The following is a 17,750-nucleotide window of genomic DNA, read 5'->3' as shown; positions in this document are numbered from 1 at the left end:
TTTAATCATATTTATATCTCCTGACTTAGAAAAAAATAAGCCGCTGTATTTCTGTCAAATAGATGACTGTCTAAGTTAAATTTTCTCCTTTACCCTGCTTCTGGTTTTTGTTTATATCTAGGACAAAGAAAATCAATTATTAAATAAATTCAAGGAAGTCTAATGGCCACCAAGCAAGATCTACACGCTGGCATTTTTGAAAATCATCCCGAACATTTCCAGCTGTTTACCGGAATAAATATCGCTTCTTCCGAGCTTATGAAACTGGATTATTCAAACAAAGATATTGCAATTATTGGTACAGACCAGTTTACCGTTACCCAGCTGGATAAAATTAGTCAACATGCCGGTTCGGTGAAAGTTTTTCAGATTAATCCTGCTTTTGTGCTGCCAGGTTCAGACCGCATTCTGCAACGCATTATTAATCATCCTTTAATTGGTAAAAATCGTCGTCTATTTAACAACCGGATTAAGAGTCTGCTTTCCCTCAGATTTCTGGAAAATCAGGTACAAAACCTGTGGCTAAGACGCCAGTTAATGCCAAATCTTGCATCTTCTCCTAACACCTATCTCAAGTCAGATCATTATTATGCCGCGCTACAGCGGGAAAATTGTCAGCTGATTACCTGGCCAATCCTAAAAATTACTGAAAACAGTATTTGCTGTATCAATGGAGATCAGCATCAGGTCGATATTATTATTCATACTTATTTAGCAGAAGAATAAGCTACGTTGGCAACTCAACATGAAAAATTGATGAAATCTAGAACTCTACACCCAGGATTAATAGTGTACTTATTCAACAAATTGATTAAATAACGCTCTTTTGTATTTTTAATTATGATACTTGATATTTTTTAAATTTATAAAAATCATATATTATTTCTATAAATAAGCACTTATTGGTATTTTTTAGCTATAAAACAGAGCCAAATCAAAGTTTGGCTCTGTTTGGCTTTTTAGCCAATTCGACGTTTTAAACCCGTCATTTGCAAGACACGTGTCGAGATTTCTTCAATCGACATTTCAGAGACATTCAGGTACTTGATTCCTTCCGAAATGTAGATTCCTTCAATGGCACGCAGCTCCATCTGGCACTGGCTAAAGCTGGCATAACGACTATTGGCCTTACGTTCAGTGCGAATCGCGACGAGACGGTCTGCATCAATCATCAGACCAAACAGCTTGTTTTTATGCGGACGCAGTACCGCTGGCAAGCGATTATCGTCCAGATCTTCTTCTGTTAGTGGATAGTTGGCCACCCGAATACCAAATTGCAAAGACAAATAAATAGAGGTAGGTGTTTTACCCGAACGCGACACCCCAATCAGAATCAGATCGGCTTTATCATAATGACGCGTACGCGCGCCATCATCATTGTCCAAGGCAAAATGTACCGCATCGATACGGGCTTTATAGGAGGCAGTATCAGTCACCGCATGGGTTTGACCGACTAAAGTTGTAGGCAACACCTGCAACTCATCCGACAACTTACTGATAAGTCCTTCAAATACATCAAGATTTATGGCATTTGCGGTATTAATAATCTCCCGCACATAAGGGTCGACTAAAGTATCAAAAACCAGTGGTTTTTCACCGTCTTGCAGAGCACGCGCATTGATCTCTGCAACCACACTGGTTGCGGCTTCTTCAGAGCTAATATAAGGGATAATATGAATGTCAAACTTTACATTTGGAAACTGCGCTAATAGTGAGTGTCCAAGCGTTTCAGCGGTAATTGCCGTGCCATCCGAGATAAAGAAAACACTACGCTGAATTTGTTTACCTTCTGACATTAAAATTCTCCTCCACCATTTGTCTTAGTGCTATATAATCTTTATAGTAAACCGATCTTACATGACTGTCGCTTAGTAAAATCAAAAACCTAGATGATTTGCTATACTCTCATGCCAAGATAGTGATTAATACTGCAAAAGTGGAGTAACAACTTTGGAAGCGCGCGTAATTGGTCTGGAAAAATTAGGGAAGCACGACGTTGAACTCGTGGGTGGGAAAAACTCATCCTTGGGCGAAATGATCAGCCACTTATCCAATGCTGGTGTATCGGTGCCAGGTGGCTTTGCAACTACAGCTGAAGCATATCGTGAATTTCTCGAGCAAAGTGGCCTAAACGCTAAAATTAATGCAGAGCTTGCAGCACTAAATGTGGATGATGTGAATGCTCTTGCTGAAACCGGTGCAAAAATCCGCCAATGGATTGTGGATACTCCACTTACCTCTGAATTAGAACAAGAAGTTCGTACAGCATTTGCAGAACTTTCTAACGGCAACCCTGATATCGCGGTTGCCGTTCGTTCATCAGCGACAGCAGAAGATTTACCAGATGCTTCTTTTGCTGGACAGCAAGAAACTTTCTTGAATATTCGCGGTATTGATAACGTGCTTATCGCGATCAAAGAAGTTTTTGCATCTTTATATAATGACCGCGCAATTTCTTATCGTGTCCATCAAAACTTCGCGCATGACGTGGTTGCCCTTTCAGCAGGGATCCAACGTATGGTTCGCTCTGAAACGGGTGCTGCAGGTGTGATGTTTACCCTGGACACTGAATCAGGCTTCCGTGATGCAGTGTTTATTACCGCGTCTTATGGTTTGGGTGAAATGGTCGTTCAAGGTGCAGTCAACCCTGACGAATTCTATATTTCTAAACCGCTGTTAAATGCAGGCCGACACGCGATTTTACGCCGCAACTTGGGTTCTAAACACCAGAAGATGATTTATGGTGAAGAAGCTTCTGCAGGTAAATCAGTGGTTGTCGTAGATGTAGAAAAAGCTGAGCGTCAACAGTTCGCTCTAAACGACCAAGAACTCCAAGAACTTGCCAAACAAGCGCTGATCATTGAAAACCACTACGGTTCTCCAATGGACATCGAGTGGGCAAAAGATGGCGATGATGGAAAAATCTACATCGTTCAGGCACGCCCTGAAACAGTAAAAAGCCGTGAAAATGTCGGCACCATGGAGCGCTATCTCCTCAAACAACGTGGTACTGTGATCTGTGAAGGTCGCTCAATCGGTCAACGTATCGGTTCTGGTAAAGTCCGTATCGTGACTTCAATCAAAGAAATGGACAAAGTACAAGACGGTGACGTGCTGGTATCTGACATGACTGACCCGGATTGGGAACCAGTGATGAAACGTGCTGCTGCGATTATTACCAACCGTGGTGGTCGTACCTGTCATGCTGCAATCATTGCACGTGAACTTGGTGTTCCTGCGATTGTAGGCTGTGGTAATGCCACTGAAGTACTGGTTGACGGTCAGGAAGTGACTGTGTCTTGCGCTGAAGGTGATACGGGCTTCATCTATGAAGGTGCGCTGGATTTCGAAATCCAAACCAACTCGATCGAATCAATGCCTGCTCTTCCGTTCAAAGTCATGATGAACGTCGGTAACCCGGATCGTGCATTCGACTTCGCGCAAATTCCAAACGAAGGGATTGGTCTTGCACGTTTAGAATTCATCATCAACCGTATGATCGGTGTGCATCCTAAAGCATTGTTGAATATTGACAGCTTGCCACGTGAAACACGTGCTGCTGTGATGGCGCGTACTGCTGGTTATGCTTCTCCAATCGAGTTCTATGTAGAAAAACTGGTTGAAGGTATCTCTACTCTTGCTGCTGCATTTGCAGATAAACCAGTGATCGTGCGTATGTCTGACTTTAAGTCAAATGAATACGCAAACTTGATCGGCGGTAAGTTGTACGAGCCAGAAGAAGAGAACCCGATGCTGGGCTTCCGTGGTGCAAGCCGCTACGTGTCTGACAACTTCCGTGACTGCTTCGAGCTTGAATGCCGTGCATTGAAAAAAGTTCGTGATGAAATGGGCTTAACCAATGTACAGATCATGATTCCATTTGTGCGTACTGTGGCTGAAGCAAAACGTGTGATCGAGTTATTGGAATTGAACGGTCTTAAACGTGGTGAAAATGGTCTTAAAGTGATCATGATGTGTGAATTACCAACCAACGCATTGTTGGCCGATCAATTCCTTGAACACTTCGATGGTTTCTCTATCGGTTCAAACGACCTGACCCAGCTAACGCTTGGTCTAGACCGTGACTCTGGTATCGTATCGCACTTGTTCGACGAACGTGACCCTGCTGTAAAAGCGCTTCTTGCTCTTGCAATCCAGGCATGTCACCGTGCAGGCAAATACGTGGGTATTTGTGGTCAAGGTCCTTCAGACCATCCTGATCTTGCGAAATGGCTCATGGAACAAGGCATTGAGTCTGTATCTTTAAACCCGGATTCAGTCCTGGATACCTGGTTCTTCCTGGCTAAAGAAAAAGTGGCAACTGCATAATAGATTTTAAATAAAAAAAGACCCTTTCGCAGGGTCTTTTTTTTATGGGATGAATATTCTTTTATATTTCAAAACGCTCTTCTGAAAGTTTTAAAAATATAAGTTTTTGTATTTTGTTTCTCCACATTCAAATTGTAATGACAAACAAATGCCAACAGTAAAATCATTTTTAAAGGGCAATAATTAAAGCGAATCGGATATGTTGAATGATGCACTCAAACCACCCGATCCTTGTTACACTGTTTTTGATTTGAAGCATTTTCTTCATAAATAGGATTGAAAATACTCAATTTATCTATAATCTTAACGATAAGATGGTGTTTGTTTTCAAAATAGAATTCAATACAATCTTAATTCAACCTATTATCAGTTCAAATTTATATATTGAGATTCAGTCTATATGCAGATTTACTTGGCACGAAACAATCAACAAGCTGGTCCATATACGCTCGAGCAATTAAATCAAATGCTTGCCAATCAGCAAGTCATGCTAACTGATTTGGCATGGCATCAAGGCATGGCAGAGTGGAAAGCTTTAGGTGAGCTTACCCAGGGAAAATCGGTATATCAACCTGAGGGTTATGTCGCACCAACCGCAACACCTGACACGCCTTTCCAGAACAACCCGCCTATAACAGTGTCTGGTACGCAACCACGCACCCAAGCAACTACGCAAAAAAATACACTTGCCAGTATTCCCAGCCGTATTCTGGCCAAAATTGTAGACGTGTTACTCTGGTTACCAGCGACTTTTATTCTGACTGGATTCTTCACCCCTGAACAGGAAGTCCGCTTTGCAGAATTGAACCAAGAGTTCATGAGTGTGATACTCAACAGTGATGCTGATCCTACCATGGCGCAGCAACTGCAAACCCAGATGTTTGAGATGTTTTCTCAACAAGCCTGGATTGCAACTGCGGTCTATTTACTGATCATGCTGGTGATTCAAGCCTACCTTATTGCCAAATCTGGGCAAAGTATTGGCAAAAAAATGACGAAAATCAAAATTGTAGATGCTGAATCTGGTGAGAAAGTTAGCTTATTACGTGCCTTCACCATTCGTAGCGTATTCTTTATATTTCTGAATATCATCTTCATGCCCTTGAGTTTAATGATTGACTGGGCCTTCGGATTGGGTAAAAAACGTCAGACCCTGCACGATAAACTGGCAAAAACTCAAGTGGTAAAACAATAATTTTGAATCACTTAAAATGGGATGATATTCATCCCATTCTTTCTTACATAACTTTGAAATTGAAATAAAATTCCTATAAATATTCCTAAATCCCGAGCAACAAAATCGGTTTTTATTACAGGCATTTAAAGCGGCTTTAGATATAGCTTAGTTCGTCAATCTCAGGCATAATGCCCTACAACGTAGCGGTGTATTATGATTAATAGGATGTTTTGTAAAAATCAGCCTTTTTCGTCATGTGCACTTTAATCGCTATCCCATATTAAATTAGGGAATGGGACTCTTCACCGAGGTTGTAAAATGAGACAAACGATTTTAGCTGTATTGTCTTTATCTGCGATGACTGCACTCTTGACCGGGTGTGGTGGTGATATGGTACTTCTGAACTCTAAAGGTCCAGTTGCAGCAGGTCAAAGTAACCTGATGATGACTGCGATTTACTTAATGCTGTTGGTGGTTATTCCATCAATCATCATGGCATTATGGTTCGGTTGGAAATATCGTGCATCGAATAAAGACGCAGACTATAAACCTACATGGACACACTCTACTGCGATTGAAATTGTGGTATGGGGTATTCCTGTCATTATTATTGGTATTTTAGCTTGGTTAACTTGGTGGGGTTCCCACAAGTATGACCCATACCGTCCAATTGAAGCAGATAAAGCACCATTAACTGTTCAAGTTATTGCTGAACAATTTAAATGGATCTTCATCTATCCTGAGCAAAACATTGCAACAATTAACGAATTGCGTTTCCCAGAGAAAACTCCGGTAAGCCTTCGTATCACGTCTAACTTCACGATGAACTCTTTCTTCATCCCGGCGTTAAGTGGTCAGATTTATGCAATGGCAGGCATGCAAACTCACCTTAACTTCTTAGCTGATGAAACGAGTCCAGCTGAAGGTTATCGTGGTTTCTCTTCAAACTATTCAGGCTATGGCTTCTCACAAATGCGCTTCCGTGCACATTCTGTGACTGATGCTCAATTCGCTGAATGGGTTGCTGCAGTTCAATCAGGTAATGGTACTTCAGTAAATCCTGTTGCAGTTCAAAAAACTGTTTTAGACCAAGCTGAATTTGCGACCTTACGTGACGGCAACCGTTCACAAAAACAAATTGATGCAATGGTTCGTAATGCAAGAACAGATTTAGAGAAACGACTTGCTGAAACTGCACAAGCAGAAGGCCCATATAAGACTCAGCCACATCCTGTGACTTATTATTCTTCTGTCGAGTCTGGTTTGTTTGAATCTGTGATTCACAACTATATGAGTAACTACCACGGTGCTGATCATACAGCTCCTGTAGAAGCTGCAGCGACTGATGCTGTTGCTCAGGAAGCATCTGCTTCTGAAGCTCATGTAGCAGGTGAACATGCGACTGCTTCTCAAGGAGAATAAGACATGAGCTTCTTAGGTAAGTTAGGTCCAGATGCAATTCCTTACGATCCAATCGTATTGGCAACTGTTGCAATGATGATCTTGGGTGCTATCGCAGTTGTTGCTGGTATTACCTACTTCAAAAAATGGGGCTACTTGTGGAACGAATGGTTCACATCTGTAGACCATAAAAAAATTGGTATCATGTATATCTTCGTATCTGTGATCATGCTGGTGCGTGGTTTCGCCGATGCGATCATGATGCGTCTTCAGCAGTTCCTTGCAAAAGGTGGCGGCGAAGGTTATTTACACCCTGAGCATTACGACCAGATCTTTACCGCGCATGGCGTGATCATGATCTTCTTCGTGGCAATGGGTCTTGTAGTTGGTTTAATGAACATCTCTGTACCGCTTCAAATCGGTGCACGTGACGTTGCATTCCCATTATTGAACTCACTCAGCTTCTGGTTATTTGCCGGCGCTGCGGGTCTGATGATGGTTTCACTTGCGTTAGGTGAATTCGCTGCAACAGGCTGGATGGCATACCCTCCACTGTCAGGTATCGAATATTCTCCAGGCGTAGGTATGGACTACTACATCTGGGCACTGCAAATTTCAGGTCTAGGTACGCTATTAACGGGTGTTAACTTCTTTGTTACCATCATCAAAATGCGTGCGCCTGGCATGAAACTCATGGAAATGCCAATCTTTACCTGGACATCTTTATGTACAGCAGTATTGATTATTGCGGCTTTCCCGGTGTTGACTGCAACAATTGCAATGCTAACGCTTGACCGTTACTTCGATTTCCACTTCTTTACAAATGACCTGGGTGGTAGCCCAATGTTGTATGTAAACCTGATTTGGACTTGGGGTCACCCAGAAGTGTATATCTTGGTATTACCAGCCTTTGGTATTTACTCAGAAGTTGTTGCGACTTACTCGCGCAAAGCATTGTTCGGTTACAAATCCATGGTGTATGCAACAGTAGCAATCACAGTATTGTCATTCGTTGTATGGGTTCACCACTTCTTTACCATGGGTGCAGGTGCCAACGTTAACGCGTTCTTCGGTATCATGACCATGATTATTGCGATTCCTACTGGTGTGAAAATCTTCTCTTGGTTATTCACCATGTACAAGGGTCGCATTGTTTACACAACCCCAATGCTGTGGACACTTGGCTTCCTTGTGACTTTCGGTATCGGTGGTTTAACAGGTGTATTGATGGCGGTTCCACCAGCGGACTTCCTGGTACACAACTCTTTATTCCTGATCGCTCACTTCCATAACGTAATTATTGGTGGTGTAGTATTTGCGATGTTCGCAGGTATCATCTTCTACTGGCCGAAAATGTTCGGTTGGAGACTGAATGAAACTTGGGGTAAAGCAGCATTCTGGTTCTGGTTCTTCGGTTTCTACTTTGCATTCATGCCACTTTATATCCTTGGTTTCATGGGTATGACTCGTCGTCTGAATACATTTGACAACCCAGATTGGGACCCATATGTAAATATCGCGATGTTCGGTTCAGTTCTTGTTGCACTTGGTATCGTATGTTTCGTTATGCAAATCGTGGTTGGTTTCTTACAACGTGACCAACGTCTAGATTTGACTGGCGACCCATGGGATGGCCGTACGCTTGAATGGTCGACATCTTCTCCTGCTCCGTTCTATAACTTTGCTCATCTTCCAAAGATCAATGGTATTGATACTTTCTGGGTTGAGAAAGAAAATGGTGTTGCATATGCAAAACCAACGAAGTATGAAGATATCCATATGCCAACGAATCGTGCTGCTGGTTTCGTTATCGCGATGTTCATCACTGTAATGGGCTTCGGTTTAATCTGGCACATCTGGTGGTTAGTAGTTGTTACGTTCATTGCTTCTATCATTAGCTTCATCGTGTCTTCTTTCACCAAGAAAGTGGATTACTATGTTCCTGCTGCTGAAGTTGAGCGTATTGAAAACGAACGCTATGCGATTCTTGAAAAACACTTGAAGAAGGACTAAGACAATGGCTGAAGTACTTCATCACGATAACCACGGACACGATGAGCATCATCACGATGATACTGACATCACCGTCTTTGGTTTCTGGACTTACTTGATGAGTGACCTTGTCCTGTTCGGTACACTCTTCATTGCGTTCGCTGTTTTAAGTAGCCACATTCCTGTGGGTACTCCAAGTGCGAGAGACCTGTTTGGCGACTCTTTAGGTTTCGTTCTGACTGAAACCTTCGCTCTCTTGATCTCTTCTGTAACCTTTGGTTTTGCAGTTCTTGCTGCATACAAAAAAGACGTTGCAAAAGTACTGACTTGGTTAGCGATTACTTGGGTATTCGGTGCTATCTTCATCGGCATGGAACTATATGAGTTCAATCACTTAGTTCATGCGGGTCACGGTCCAAGCACAAGTGCGTTCTTATCTGCGTTCTTTACCTTGGTAGGTACGCACGGTATTCACGTAACTTCTGGTCTGGTCTGGATGATCGTGTTAATGGTTCAAATCAAGAAATATGGTTTGACTCTTGCAAACACGCGTCGTCTAGCTTGCCTAAGCTTGTTCTGGCACTTCCTTGACATCGTTTGGATCTGTGTATTCAGCGTAGTTTACTTGATGGGAGTTCTGTAATGAGTCACGATCATAACTCAGCTGGTGCATCACACGGTAACGTTAAGCAATATACAATTGGCTTCGTACTTTCTGTCATCCTTACCGTAATTCCATTCGGTATGGTGATGGCAGGCGGTTTTGAACGCGGTATCTTGATTGCAGTAATTGCGATTACTGCGGTTGCTCAGATTCTTGTGCAGTTAATTTACTTCCTGCATATGAACTCTTCTTCAGAGCAACGCTGGAACGTGATTGCGTTCGTGTATACCATCTTAACCATCGCTATTCTTTTAGTAGGTTCTGTATGGATCATGAATTACCTACACTACAACATGATGATCTAAACTGGTCGTCATGTTGAAAAAGTATTTATTCCTGACTAAGCCAGGAATTCTCTTCGGTAACTTTGTTACCACTTTGGGTGGCTACTTCGTAGCCACTCAAGGTTCTGTAGATTTCCTTCTCCTGCTTATTACCCTTCTCGGTACTACGCTTGTCGTAGCATCAGGATGTGTGGTCAACAACGTGATTGACCAGGACATCGACCAAAAAATGCAGCGCACACAAAATCGTGCTCTGGTCATCAAAACCATCTCTGAACCTGTTGCCCTGGCTTTTGCTCTGGTCTTAGGCCTCATTGGTTTTAGCATTTTATGGTTCTGGGTAAATGCGTACGCTTTTCTTTTCGCGGTGATTGGTTTTGTTGTATATGTTGGTTTCTACAGCCTATGGACAAAACGAACCACAATTCATCAAACTGTAGTCGGCAGTATTTCTGGTGCAGCTCCGCCTGTCATTGGCTATACCGCTGTGGCCAATCAATTTGACCTGGGTGCATTACTGATCTTTTTAGGTTATGCGTTGTGGCAAATGCCTCACTCATGGGCAATTGCGGTTTACCGCTTTGATGATTACAAAAATGCAGGCATTCCCATTTTGCCTGTGGCGCGCTCGATTCATCGTACCAAGATCGAATCACTTTTGTATGTGGTGTTATTCACCCTGACCATGAATGCATTATTTGTATATGGCTATGCCAATTGGTTGTATGCAGTCATTTTAAATCTATTGTGCATTTACTGGTTGTATATCGGTGTCATTGGATTTAAAGCTGAAAATGATCAGCTTTGGGCAAAGAAATATTTTCTGTTCTCTGTCATCCTGATTACCGTGATCAGTATTGTATTTAGCTTTACTTCAACTGCGCCATCTACACAGATAGTGTTTTTTTAAAAAGATAGAGAGTTCGCCTCTATCTTTTTTTATTTTGATTTTATCCCCCCCACTCCGAGCATCTGTTTGCAGAATCAAAATTTCAGCTTTAAGCGCTCGTCCCCTCCTTTCTTATCTTCTGTGAAATTCACTCATTTTTGTTTTAGAGTCACATTCATAGGTTTAGGCCAATTCCTGCCTAGAAAGAGTCGGTTGATATGATCAACAGTATATTTAATAAATTTAAGCAGTTTAAGCCTGATTAAAAATATAACGATTTTTTGATAAGAGAATCTGGCAATAGATATAATTTCACAAAAATGGCTTATCTGGTTGAAATTATCCTCGAAAATCTCTACAATTCACCCTTCGCAAACACTGCGACACAACCTTGGTTGTGACTCCTTGCTTCAATTTACTTAAATTGGGGCTGTCCAAACCGTAAGGAGCTGACAATGCGTCATTACGAAATCGTACTTTTAGTACACCCTGATCAAAGCGATCAAGTCGTTGGTATGGTAGAACGCTACCTAACTCACATCAAAGAAGCTGAAGGTCAAATCCACCGTCTTGAAGACTGGGGCCGTCGTCAATTGGCTTACCCAATCAACAAGATCCACAAAGCTCACTACATTCTTATGAATGTTGAGTGTGGTCAGACTACTCTTGATGAGCTTGAAGAATTGTTCCGTTATAACGATGCAATCATTCGTAGCCTTATCATCCGTCGTGAAAACGCAATCACTGAAGAGTCACTATTGGCGAAAAGTGCTGAAGAAAAACGTGCGCGTAAAGCTCAACGTGAAGAAGCACAACACGCTCAAGACTCTGCTGAAGCTTAAGGAGAACATAACATGGCACGTTTTTACCGTCGTCGCAAGTTCTGCCGCTTTACAGCTGAGAACGTTACGTACATCGACTACAAAGATATCGACACTTTAAAACAGTACATCACTGAAAACGGCAAGATTGTTCCTAGCCGTATTACAGGTACTAAAGCTCGTTACCAACGTCAATTGGCGCTAGCTATTAAACAAGCTCGCTTCTTGTCTTTGATCCCTTACACTGACAATCATAAGTGAGGTTGAGCTGTGGATATTATCTTATTACAACGCATTAAAAACCTAGGTAAACTAGGCGATAAAGTATCAGTTAAAGCTGGTTATGGCCGTAACTTCCTTATCCCACAAGGTATGGCAGTTGCTGCAACAGAATCAAACACTGCTGCTTTTGAAGCTCGTCGTGCTGAACTTGAGAAAGCTGAAGCTGATGTTTTAGCTGCTGCTCAAGCACGTGCTGACCAATTGAACGAAGTAAATATCGTAATCACTGCGAAAGCAGGCGACGAAGGTAAACTATTCGGTTCTATCGGTACTCGTGACATCGCTGACGCGTTGACAAATGCTGGTCTAGAAGTAGACCGTGCAGAAGTACGTCTTCCAAATGGCGCACTTCGTCACACTGGCGAATTTAACATCGCAATCCAATTGCACCATGATGTTACTGCAGAAGTTCTGGTTACTATCGTAGCTGAGTAATTTCTCGCCTCAAAAAGAGCATGCGAAAGCATGCTCTTTTTTTATCTATAAAAAAATGACAGGTATCTCCTGCTTAAAAATTATTTTATTACCCATACAAATGAAAATTTACCCTTCGCATTTGATTTCAGAACGCGTATGATTTCATGTCGTAGTGAATAAAAGCTATTCATCTCCGATAATGTTTAACCATTGTATTTAAAATCAGGGATTTATATGTCACAGGCGAATGCCAGCAAAAAGCCGACCAGCGCTAATATCGAAATCAGTACTGAGAACAGCAATCTCAAGGAATTTCGTACTCCACCGCACAATTTAGCGATTGAACAAGCCGTACTTGCTGCATTAATGACCGTTGCCGAATCTTTTGAACAGGTCGGTGATGTGCTGACTGAAAATGATTTTTATGCGACCCGACATAAATATATTTTCCGCGCCATTGATCAACTCTCTAAAGAAAACTCACCTTATGATGCGGTACTGGTGCATGACTGGCTGATCAAGCAGAACTTGCTGGATGCCATTGGTGGTGAAGAATATCTGATGCAGCTCATGGCAGACTCGCCATCGAGTTTCTACAACCTGGAAACCTATGCAGGCAAAATTAAAGAATTCTCCACCCTGCGCAGCATGATTAAAGTCAGCTCTGAAATTTTACAAAATGCCTATGACACCAAAGGCCGTACCGTCAGTGAAATTCTGGACTTGGCTGAAACCAATATTTTCTCGATTGCAGAACAACATAATAACAATGCCAAGGCGCAAGGGCCTAAACCGATTAACTCTGTCGTTGCCGATGTTTTTGATAAATTGAATGAATTATCACAAATGGAAGGTAGCATTACCGGTTTAACCACAGGTTTTGTGGAACTGGATAATAAAACCTCAGGCATGCAATCCGGCGACCTGATTATTGTCGCAGCGCGTCCGTCCATGGGTAAAACCACTTTTGCCATGAATCTGGTCGAAAGCGTTTTATTTAATAACAACCTGCCGGCGCTGGTCTATTCTATGGAGATGCCAGCGGATTCGATTGCCATGCGTTTGATTTCGTCATTTGGCCGTGTGCATCAGGGGCATTTGCGTTCAGGCAAAATGGACAGCGATGAGTGGTCAAAAGTGACCAGTACCATTGTGCATTTACAGGAAAAAAACCTGTATATCGATGATTCCTCTGCCCTGCCACCAACTGAATTACGTTCCCGTGCCCGTCGTATTGCCAAAATGCATGGTGGCAAACTCGGCTGTATCATGGTCGATTATCTTCAGTTGATGAAAGTACCCGGTATGGGCGACAACCGTGTCGGCGAGATCTCGGAAATTTCACGAAGTTTAAAAGCCTTAGCCAAAGAAATGCAGTGCCCTGTGATTGCACTTTCCCAGTTAAACCGCGCCCTGGAAAACCGCCCCAATAAACGCCCGGTGATGTCCGATTTACGTGAATCCGGTGCAATCGAGCAGGATGCCGATTTGATCATGTTCATTTACCGCGACGAGGTTTATAACAAGGAGTCAAAGGAAGCCGGCACTGCTGAAATTATTATTGGTAAGCAGCGTAACGGCCCGATTGGTACGGTACGTCTGGCTTTCGAAGGTCAATATACCCGTTTTAGTAATCTCTCACCTGAGTTTTATGCTCAGTATGATGATGAAGAGTAAACAAGCTCAATCATCAGATTTCCATCGTCCCTCCAGGAGTAATTTAGGGTGCGCCAAGCTACAGTTTATATTGACAGTGCAGCACTGCAATATAATTTAAACCGTGTCAAACAACTTGCCCCAACCGCTAAAATCGTCAGTATGGTCAAAGCCAATGCTTACGGACATGGAGTTAAAGACTGCCTGGCAGCCTTAAGTGCAAGCGATGCTTTTGGTGTCGCATGCTTACAAGAAGCCCTGGAAATTCGTGAACTGGGTTATCAACAGCCGATCACGCTCATCGAAGGTGTTTTTGTTGCAGACGAAATGCCAATCGTGATTGATCAGAATATTGAAGTGATTGTGCATCAGCAGGCACAGGTCGATTGGCTCTTGGCACATAAAGATGCTTATATCGCCAAAGACCTGAAAGTCTGGGTCAAGCTGAATAGCGGGATGAACCGTCTTGGCTTTAAAATTGATGTAATTAAAGACGTGATCAATCAACTCAAAGCTGAAGGTTTTACTTGTGTTTTGGCGATGCATTTTGCCAATGCCGATGCTGATCACCCGCTGAATGATGAACAAATCCGTCAATTCTTAGAAATTAAAAATGACTGTGCACCATTGATGGGTTCATGTTGTAACTCAGCAGCCATTTATAAATATCCAGAATTGCATTTTGATTTTGTCCGTCCCGGGATCATGCTTTATGGCGCGACTCCATTTGCAGATCGTGATGTGCATGATCTGGATTTAAAACCAGTCATGACCTTTACTGCCGAAGTGATTGCGCTCAACCATATCAAGGCAGGTGAGCATGTCGGTTATGGTTCAACATTTACAGCTGAGCAAGACATGACACTTGCGATTGTTTCAATTGGCTATGGTGATGGCTACCCTCGTGCTTTCCCGAAACAGAACTATGTGGCGATTAATGGCCAGCAAACGCGTGTCATTGGTCGTGTAGCAATGGATATGATCGCGATTGATGTAACTGCTATGCAGGTAAAACCTGGTACTCAAGTCGAACTTTGGGGGAATACCCGTTTGGTCGATGATGTTGCTGAAGCCAATGGCACCATTGGTTATGAACTGTTATGCAGACTCAGTCATCGTCCGCTACGTAAAGTTATTTGAGTTGATCCTCAGAGCCAAAAAAGTCCAACAGAAGTTGGGCTTTTTATTTAAGCTGATTTTTGTTCTTCAGCCTGCTCTAAACTCAATTTCTCTAATAAAGCATCGACATGATGTTGCTGAAAGGCAAAAGGATTAAAGTCATTAAATCCCATGTCCTGACAGAATTGCTGGATTTGACTGCGTTTAGAAATATACTTCATCGACCAGTCGGGGAAACTCGGATATTCGATTTCCTTGGTCTCAAACAATTTAATATCATGATGGCGAGGATCTTTATTGAGTCTCTCGAGCAGCAGACTTTTTAAGGTTAAACACTCACCTTCCAGACATTGAAAAAAATAACCATCGGCAAAATACAGCACTCCTGTGACTTGATAGCGATGATTAAAATCACGTGCTTCTTTCAGGATATTGGTCAGATCTTCAAGCAAATCAACTTTAGAAGACGTACTTTTACTGGCGTAACAAAATTGGTACATGCGCTAACTTATCTATTTTTATTATGCTGGTGCACAGAAGTTCATACTGTACGCGAAAAAACTGAACCAGAATACCTTTTACAGAAAATATTCATTCGATGGAACAGGTAGCGCTGCCAGTCCTTTTTTCAAGGTGTCTGACCATTGCCGGCTGATCGACGTGAAATATTCATCATCTTCGGCAATACGTTTACCCCTCGGCATCATTAAACTGTCTTTTTTATACACCAGCACATCGAGTGGCATTCCGACCGATACATTGGAACGTAAGGTCGATGCAAATGAAATGAGCGAACAACGCAGAGCTTCATCCAGCGGCATATCATAAGTCAAGGCGCGATCCAATATCGGCTTGCCATATTTACTCTCGCCAATCTGGAAATACGGCGTATCCCGCGTGGCACAGATAAAATTTCCTTGCGGATACACATGATAGAGCTGCATTTCTTGATCTTTGAGCTGACCACCCACCAGTAAATTACAATAATAATTACTCTGTTCCAAAATGTCGCTGGTGACATTGGCGATGACTCTCTTAAGCGTGCTCCCGATCAGTTCAGCCACATCAAACATGGTATGCAGACTGAGTATATTGGGTTCCTGCTTCAATTCTAGCTGATTTTTGATACGCCCAATTACGGCTTGTGTTGTGGCCAGATTTCCGGAGGCCTGTATGACGATCATACGCTCCCCAGGAATACCAAAGGTATACAGTTTGCGAAAGACAGAAATATGATCTACTCCGGCATTGGTCCGTGTATCACTAATAAAAAGCATACCTTGCTCTAAACGTAGCGCACAACAATACGTCATTCTTTTGTCCTTATTAACATCCTAGTACCTGAACAATGGAATGCATGGATTCCACACCGCCCTTCTCCCTCACACCACGTACCGGTGCTACATCCCAATAATCCCGCCCAATGGCCACATAAATATGCGAGCTTGGACTAAACAGCAGATTACTCACATCAAAACAATACCATGTCTGCTCTACAAACACCTCTGCCCAGGCATGACTGGCCAGATGTGAAGCATTTTGTGCATATAAATAGCCAGACACATAACGGGCAGCTAAGCCCAGATATTTACACATGGCAATGAAAATATGACTATGATCCTGACAGACCCCCTGACGTGCTTCAAAGGCATCTATGGCAGAGCCTTGCACTGAGGTGCTATTGGAAATATAAGGGACATGTTCCAGCAAGGCCTGTGCCAGTTCAATCAGATGTTGACGGCTTAATGCAGGGACATGAGCTTGTGCAAAATTTTTCATTGCTGCATTACATTGCGTTGATTCGGTCGGCTGTAAAAAAATATTGGGATTGATTGAATCATTCAGTCCAGTCTGATGCGCGGGATTCAGCTCGACAATCCCTTGCGCCATGATCGTTAAGGAATAATAAGGTTCGCGCTGGTTACAGGTCATCCACAGATTATGAAAGGCATCTTTTCGGATTTCTTTATTCCCCGGTACACTAATATCCCAGGAATGCACCCGTTGATGCGCATTGCTCGAAGGCATCATTTTGATGTACTGAATACTGTTCCTCACCTCAGCTGTATACATATAATGCGTTTGGTGATTCACCATCAATTTCATACATCTGCCTCAAACAGTTGATGGATATGGTCGCTAAACTGATAGAACTGAATCCGGTTCGGTTCTGTACGCAACTGTTCCCAGTATTGCTCCAGGTCACCCCAGCCCATTTCCACTAGAATTCTGACTACATCATCGATCTTGCACAGTGTCGTACTGGTTTCTTCACCGAGTCGTAACTGATGATCGAGCTGTTCGACACATTGTCCCAGGCTAAAGAACAGAAAAATATCGGCAGATTCAGCTTCCAGAATATCTTCACATTCAGTCACCACTTCACAAATATAACCAGCATTTTTGTCTGCAGTTTTGATCAGTTTCATTAGTTCTGCATAGCCTGATGCAGACAATACTCCGCGTAGTTCCTGAATATTATCTTTAGCCACTTTAAACTGCTGGCTAAAAGATGCGGTCTGAGTTGAATCTAGTACCAATTCATTTAAGGAACTGGCATCAAAAGCGGGTAAACAAAAAGCATGGGCATAGGCCACAGCTGCTTCGTCTTCTAAAAATGGAAAGCGCGCACATAAAAAATGAGTGCGAGATAAATAACGCCCTAACCAAAAAATATGTTGTGCATTGCTATTCAGCAAAACCATGACATTTTCCTTCT

General features: G+C 42.5%; 18 protein-coding genes. 13 read left to right on the top strand and 5 right to left on the bottom strand.

Annotated features, from left to right (window positions below):
• Positions 1 to 162: 162 nt before the first annotated feature.
• Positions 163 to 726, top strand: a complete 564-nt coding sequence (locus tag FTU45_RS07355; protein WP_005097230.1) for a hypothetical protein — start codon at positions 163 to 165, stop codon at positions 724 to 726.
• Between the two features lie 233 nt (positions 727 to 959).
• On the opposite strand, the gene FTU45_RS07350 is transcribed toward FTU45_RS07355, so the two are convergent.
• Entirely contained in the window at positions 960 to 1,796 is an 837-nt protein-coding gene (locus FTU45_RS07350; RefSeq protein WP_180001139.1) for a pyruvate, water dikinase regulatory protein, read from the bottom strand.
• A 154-nt stretch (positions 1,797 to 1,950) separates the two neighbouring features.
• Between FTU45_RS07350 and ppsA the strand changes: the two genes are divergently transcribed.
• From ppsA to alr, 12 genes are all read left to right on the top strand, one after another.
• The gene (ppsA, locus tag FTU45_RS07345) at positions 1,951 to 4,329 is read left to right on the top strand and encodes a phosphoenolpyruvate synthase (protein ID WP_005097232.1); all 2,379 of its coding nucleotides are present in this window, start codon (positions 1,951 to 1,953) and stop codon (positions 4,327 to 4,329) included.
• Positions 4,330 to 4,729: 400 nt separating this feature from the next.
• On the top strand, positions 4,730 to 5,524 hold the full coding sequence (locus FTU45_RS07340) for an RDD family protein (protein ID WP_179999412.1): 795 nt from the start codon (positions 4,730 to 4,732) through the stop codon (positions 5,522 to 5,524).
• Positions 5,525 to 5,824: 300 nt separating this feature from the next.
• A complete protein-coding gene (gene cyoA / locus FTU45_RS07335) occupies positions 5,825 to 6,928 on the top strand; it encodes a ubiquinol oxidase subunit II (protein WP_005097235.1) in 1,104 nt (367 codons plus the stop codon).
• A gap of 3 nt (positions 6,929 to 6,931) precedes the next feature.
• Entirely contained in the window at positions 6,932 to 8,920 is a 1,989-nt protein-coding gene (gene cyoB / locus FTU45_RS07330; RefSeq protein ID WP_074383225.1) for a cytochrome o ubiquinol oxidase subunit I, read from the top strand.
• Between the two features lie 4 nt (positions 8,921 to 8,924).
• Positions 8,925 to 9,542, top strand: coding sequence for a cytochrome o ubiquinol oxidase subunit III (cyoC, locus tag FTU45_RS07325; RefSeq protein ID WP_005097238.1), 618 nt, complete (start codon positions 8,925 to 8,927; stop codon positions 9,540 to 9,542).
• Positions 9,542 to 9,868, top strand: a complete 327-nt coding sequence (locus tag FTU45_RS07320; RefSeq protein ID WP_005097239.1) for a cytochrome o ubiquinol oxidase subunit IV — start codon at positions 9,542 to 9,544, stop codon at positions 9,866 to 9,868. Before cyoC ends, FTU45_RS07320 begins: the two co-directional genes overlap by 1 nt.
• 10 nt (positions 9,869 to 9,878) lie before the next feature.
• Complete coding sequence (gene cyoE, locus FTU45_RS07315) at positions 9,879 to 10,757, top strand: heme o synthase (protein WP_005097240.1); 879 nt, start codon at positions 9,879 to 9,881, stop codon at positions 10,755 to 10,757.
• A gap of 434 nt (positions 10,758 to 11,191) precedes the next feature.
• Entirely contained in the window at positions 11,192 to 11,578 is a 387-nt protein-coding gene (gene rpsF / locus FTU45_RS07310) for a 30S ribosomal protein S6 (protein WP_004278789.1), read from the top strand.
• A gap of 12 nt (positions 11,579 to 11,590) precedes the next feature.
• Entirely contained in the window at positions 11,591 to 11,818 is a 228-nt protein-coding gene (gene rpsR / locus FTU45_RS07305; protein ID WP_005097242.1) for a 30S ribosomal protein S18, read from the top strand.
• 9 nt (positions 11,819 to 11,827) lie between these two features.
• Positions 11,828 to 12,274, top strand: coding sequence for a 50S ribosomal protein L9 (gene rplI, locus FTU45_RS07300; RefSeq protein WP_004645413.1), 447 nt, complete (start codon positions 11,828 to 11,830; stop codon positions 12,272 to 12,274).
• Positions 12,275 to 12,490: 216 nt separating this feature from the next.
• Complete coding sequence (gene dnaB, locus FTU45_RS07295) at positions 12,491 to 13,933, top strand: replicative DNA helicase (RefSeq protein WP_005097243.1); 1,443 nt, start codon at positions 12,491 to 12,493, stop codon at positions 13,931 to 13,933.
• A gap of 48 nt (positions 13,934 to 13,981) precedes the next feature.
• Positions 13,982 to 15,052 (top strand): alanine racemase, encoded by a 1,071-nt coding sequence (gene alr / locus FTU45_RS07290; protein ID WP_100355351.1) that lies wholly within the window; start codon positions 13,982 to 13,984, stop codon positions 15,050 to 15,052.
• A 47-nt stretch (positions 15,053 to 15,099) separates the two neighbouring features.
• Here alr and FTU45_RS07285 read toward each other — a convergent pair whose 3' ends face one another.
• From FTU45_RS07285 to FTU45_RS07270, 4 genes are all read right to left on the bottom strand, one after another.
• Entirely contained in the window at positions 15,100 to 15,531 is a 432-nt protein-coding gene (locus FTU45_RS07285; RefSeq protein WP_005097246.1) for a BLUF domain-containing protein, read from the bottom strand.
• 78 nt (positions 15,532 to 15,609) lie between these two features.
• Positions 15,610 to 16,344 carry a proteasome-type protease gene (locus FTU45_RS07280; RefSeq protein ID WP_005097248.1) on the bottom strand — a complete coding sequence of 245 codons (735 nt, stop codon included), beginning with the start codon at positions 16,342 to 16,344 and terminating at the stop codon, positions 15,610 to 15,612.
• A 13-nt stretch (positions 16,345 to 16,357) separates the two neighbouring features.
• Positions 16,358 to 17,137 carry a transglutaminase family protein gene (locus FTU45_RS07275; protein ID WP_100355354.1) on the bottom strand — a complete coding sequence of 260 codons (780 nt, stop codon included), beginning with the start codon at positions 17,135 to 17,137 and terminating at the stop codon, positions 16,358 to 16,360.
• Positions 17,134 to 17,736 carry an alpha-E domain-containing protein gene (locus FTU45_RS07270; protein WP_005097250.1) on the bottom strand — a complete coding sequence of 201 codons (603 nt, stop codon included), beginning with the start codon at positions 17,734 to 17,736 and terminating at the stop codon, positions 17,134 to 17,136. The genes FTU45_RS07275 and FTU45_RS07270 overlap by 4 nt, the downstream gene beginning before the upstream one ends.
• Positions 17,737 to 17,750 lie beyond the last annotated feature (14 nt).

This window comes from Acinetobacter sp. YH12106 (assembly GCF_013418995.1).
GTDB classification, from domain to species: Bacteria; Pseudomonadota; Gammaproteobacteria; order Pseudomonadales; family Moraxellaceae; genus Acinetobacter; species Acinetobacter pseudolwoffii.
This window is presented reverse-complemented; position numbering and strand designations above follow the sequence as displayed.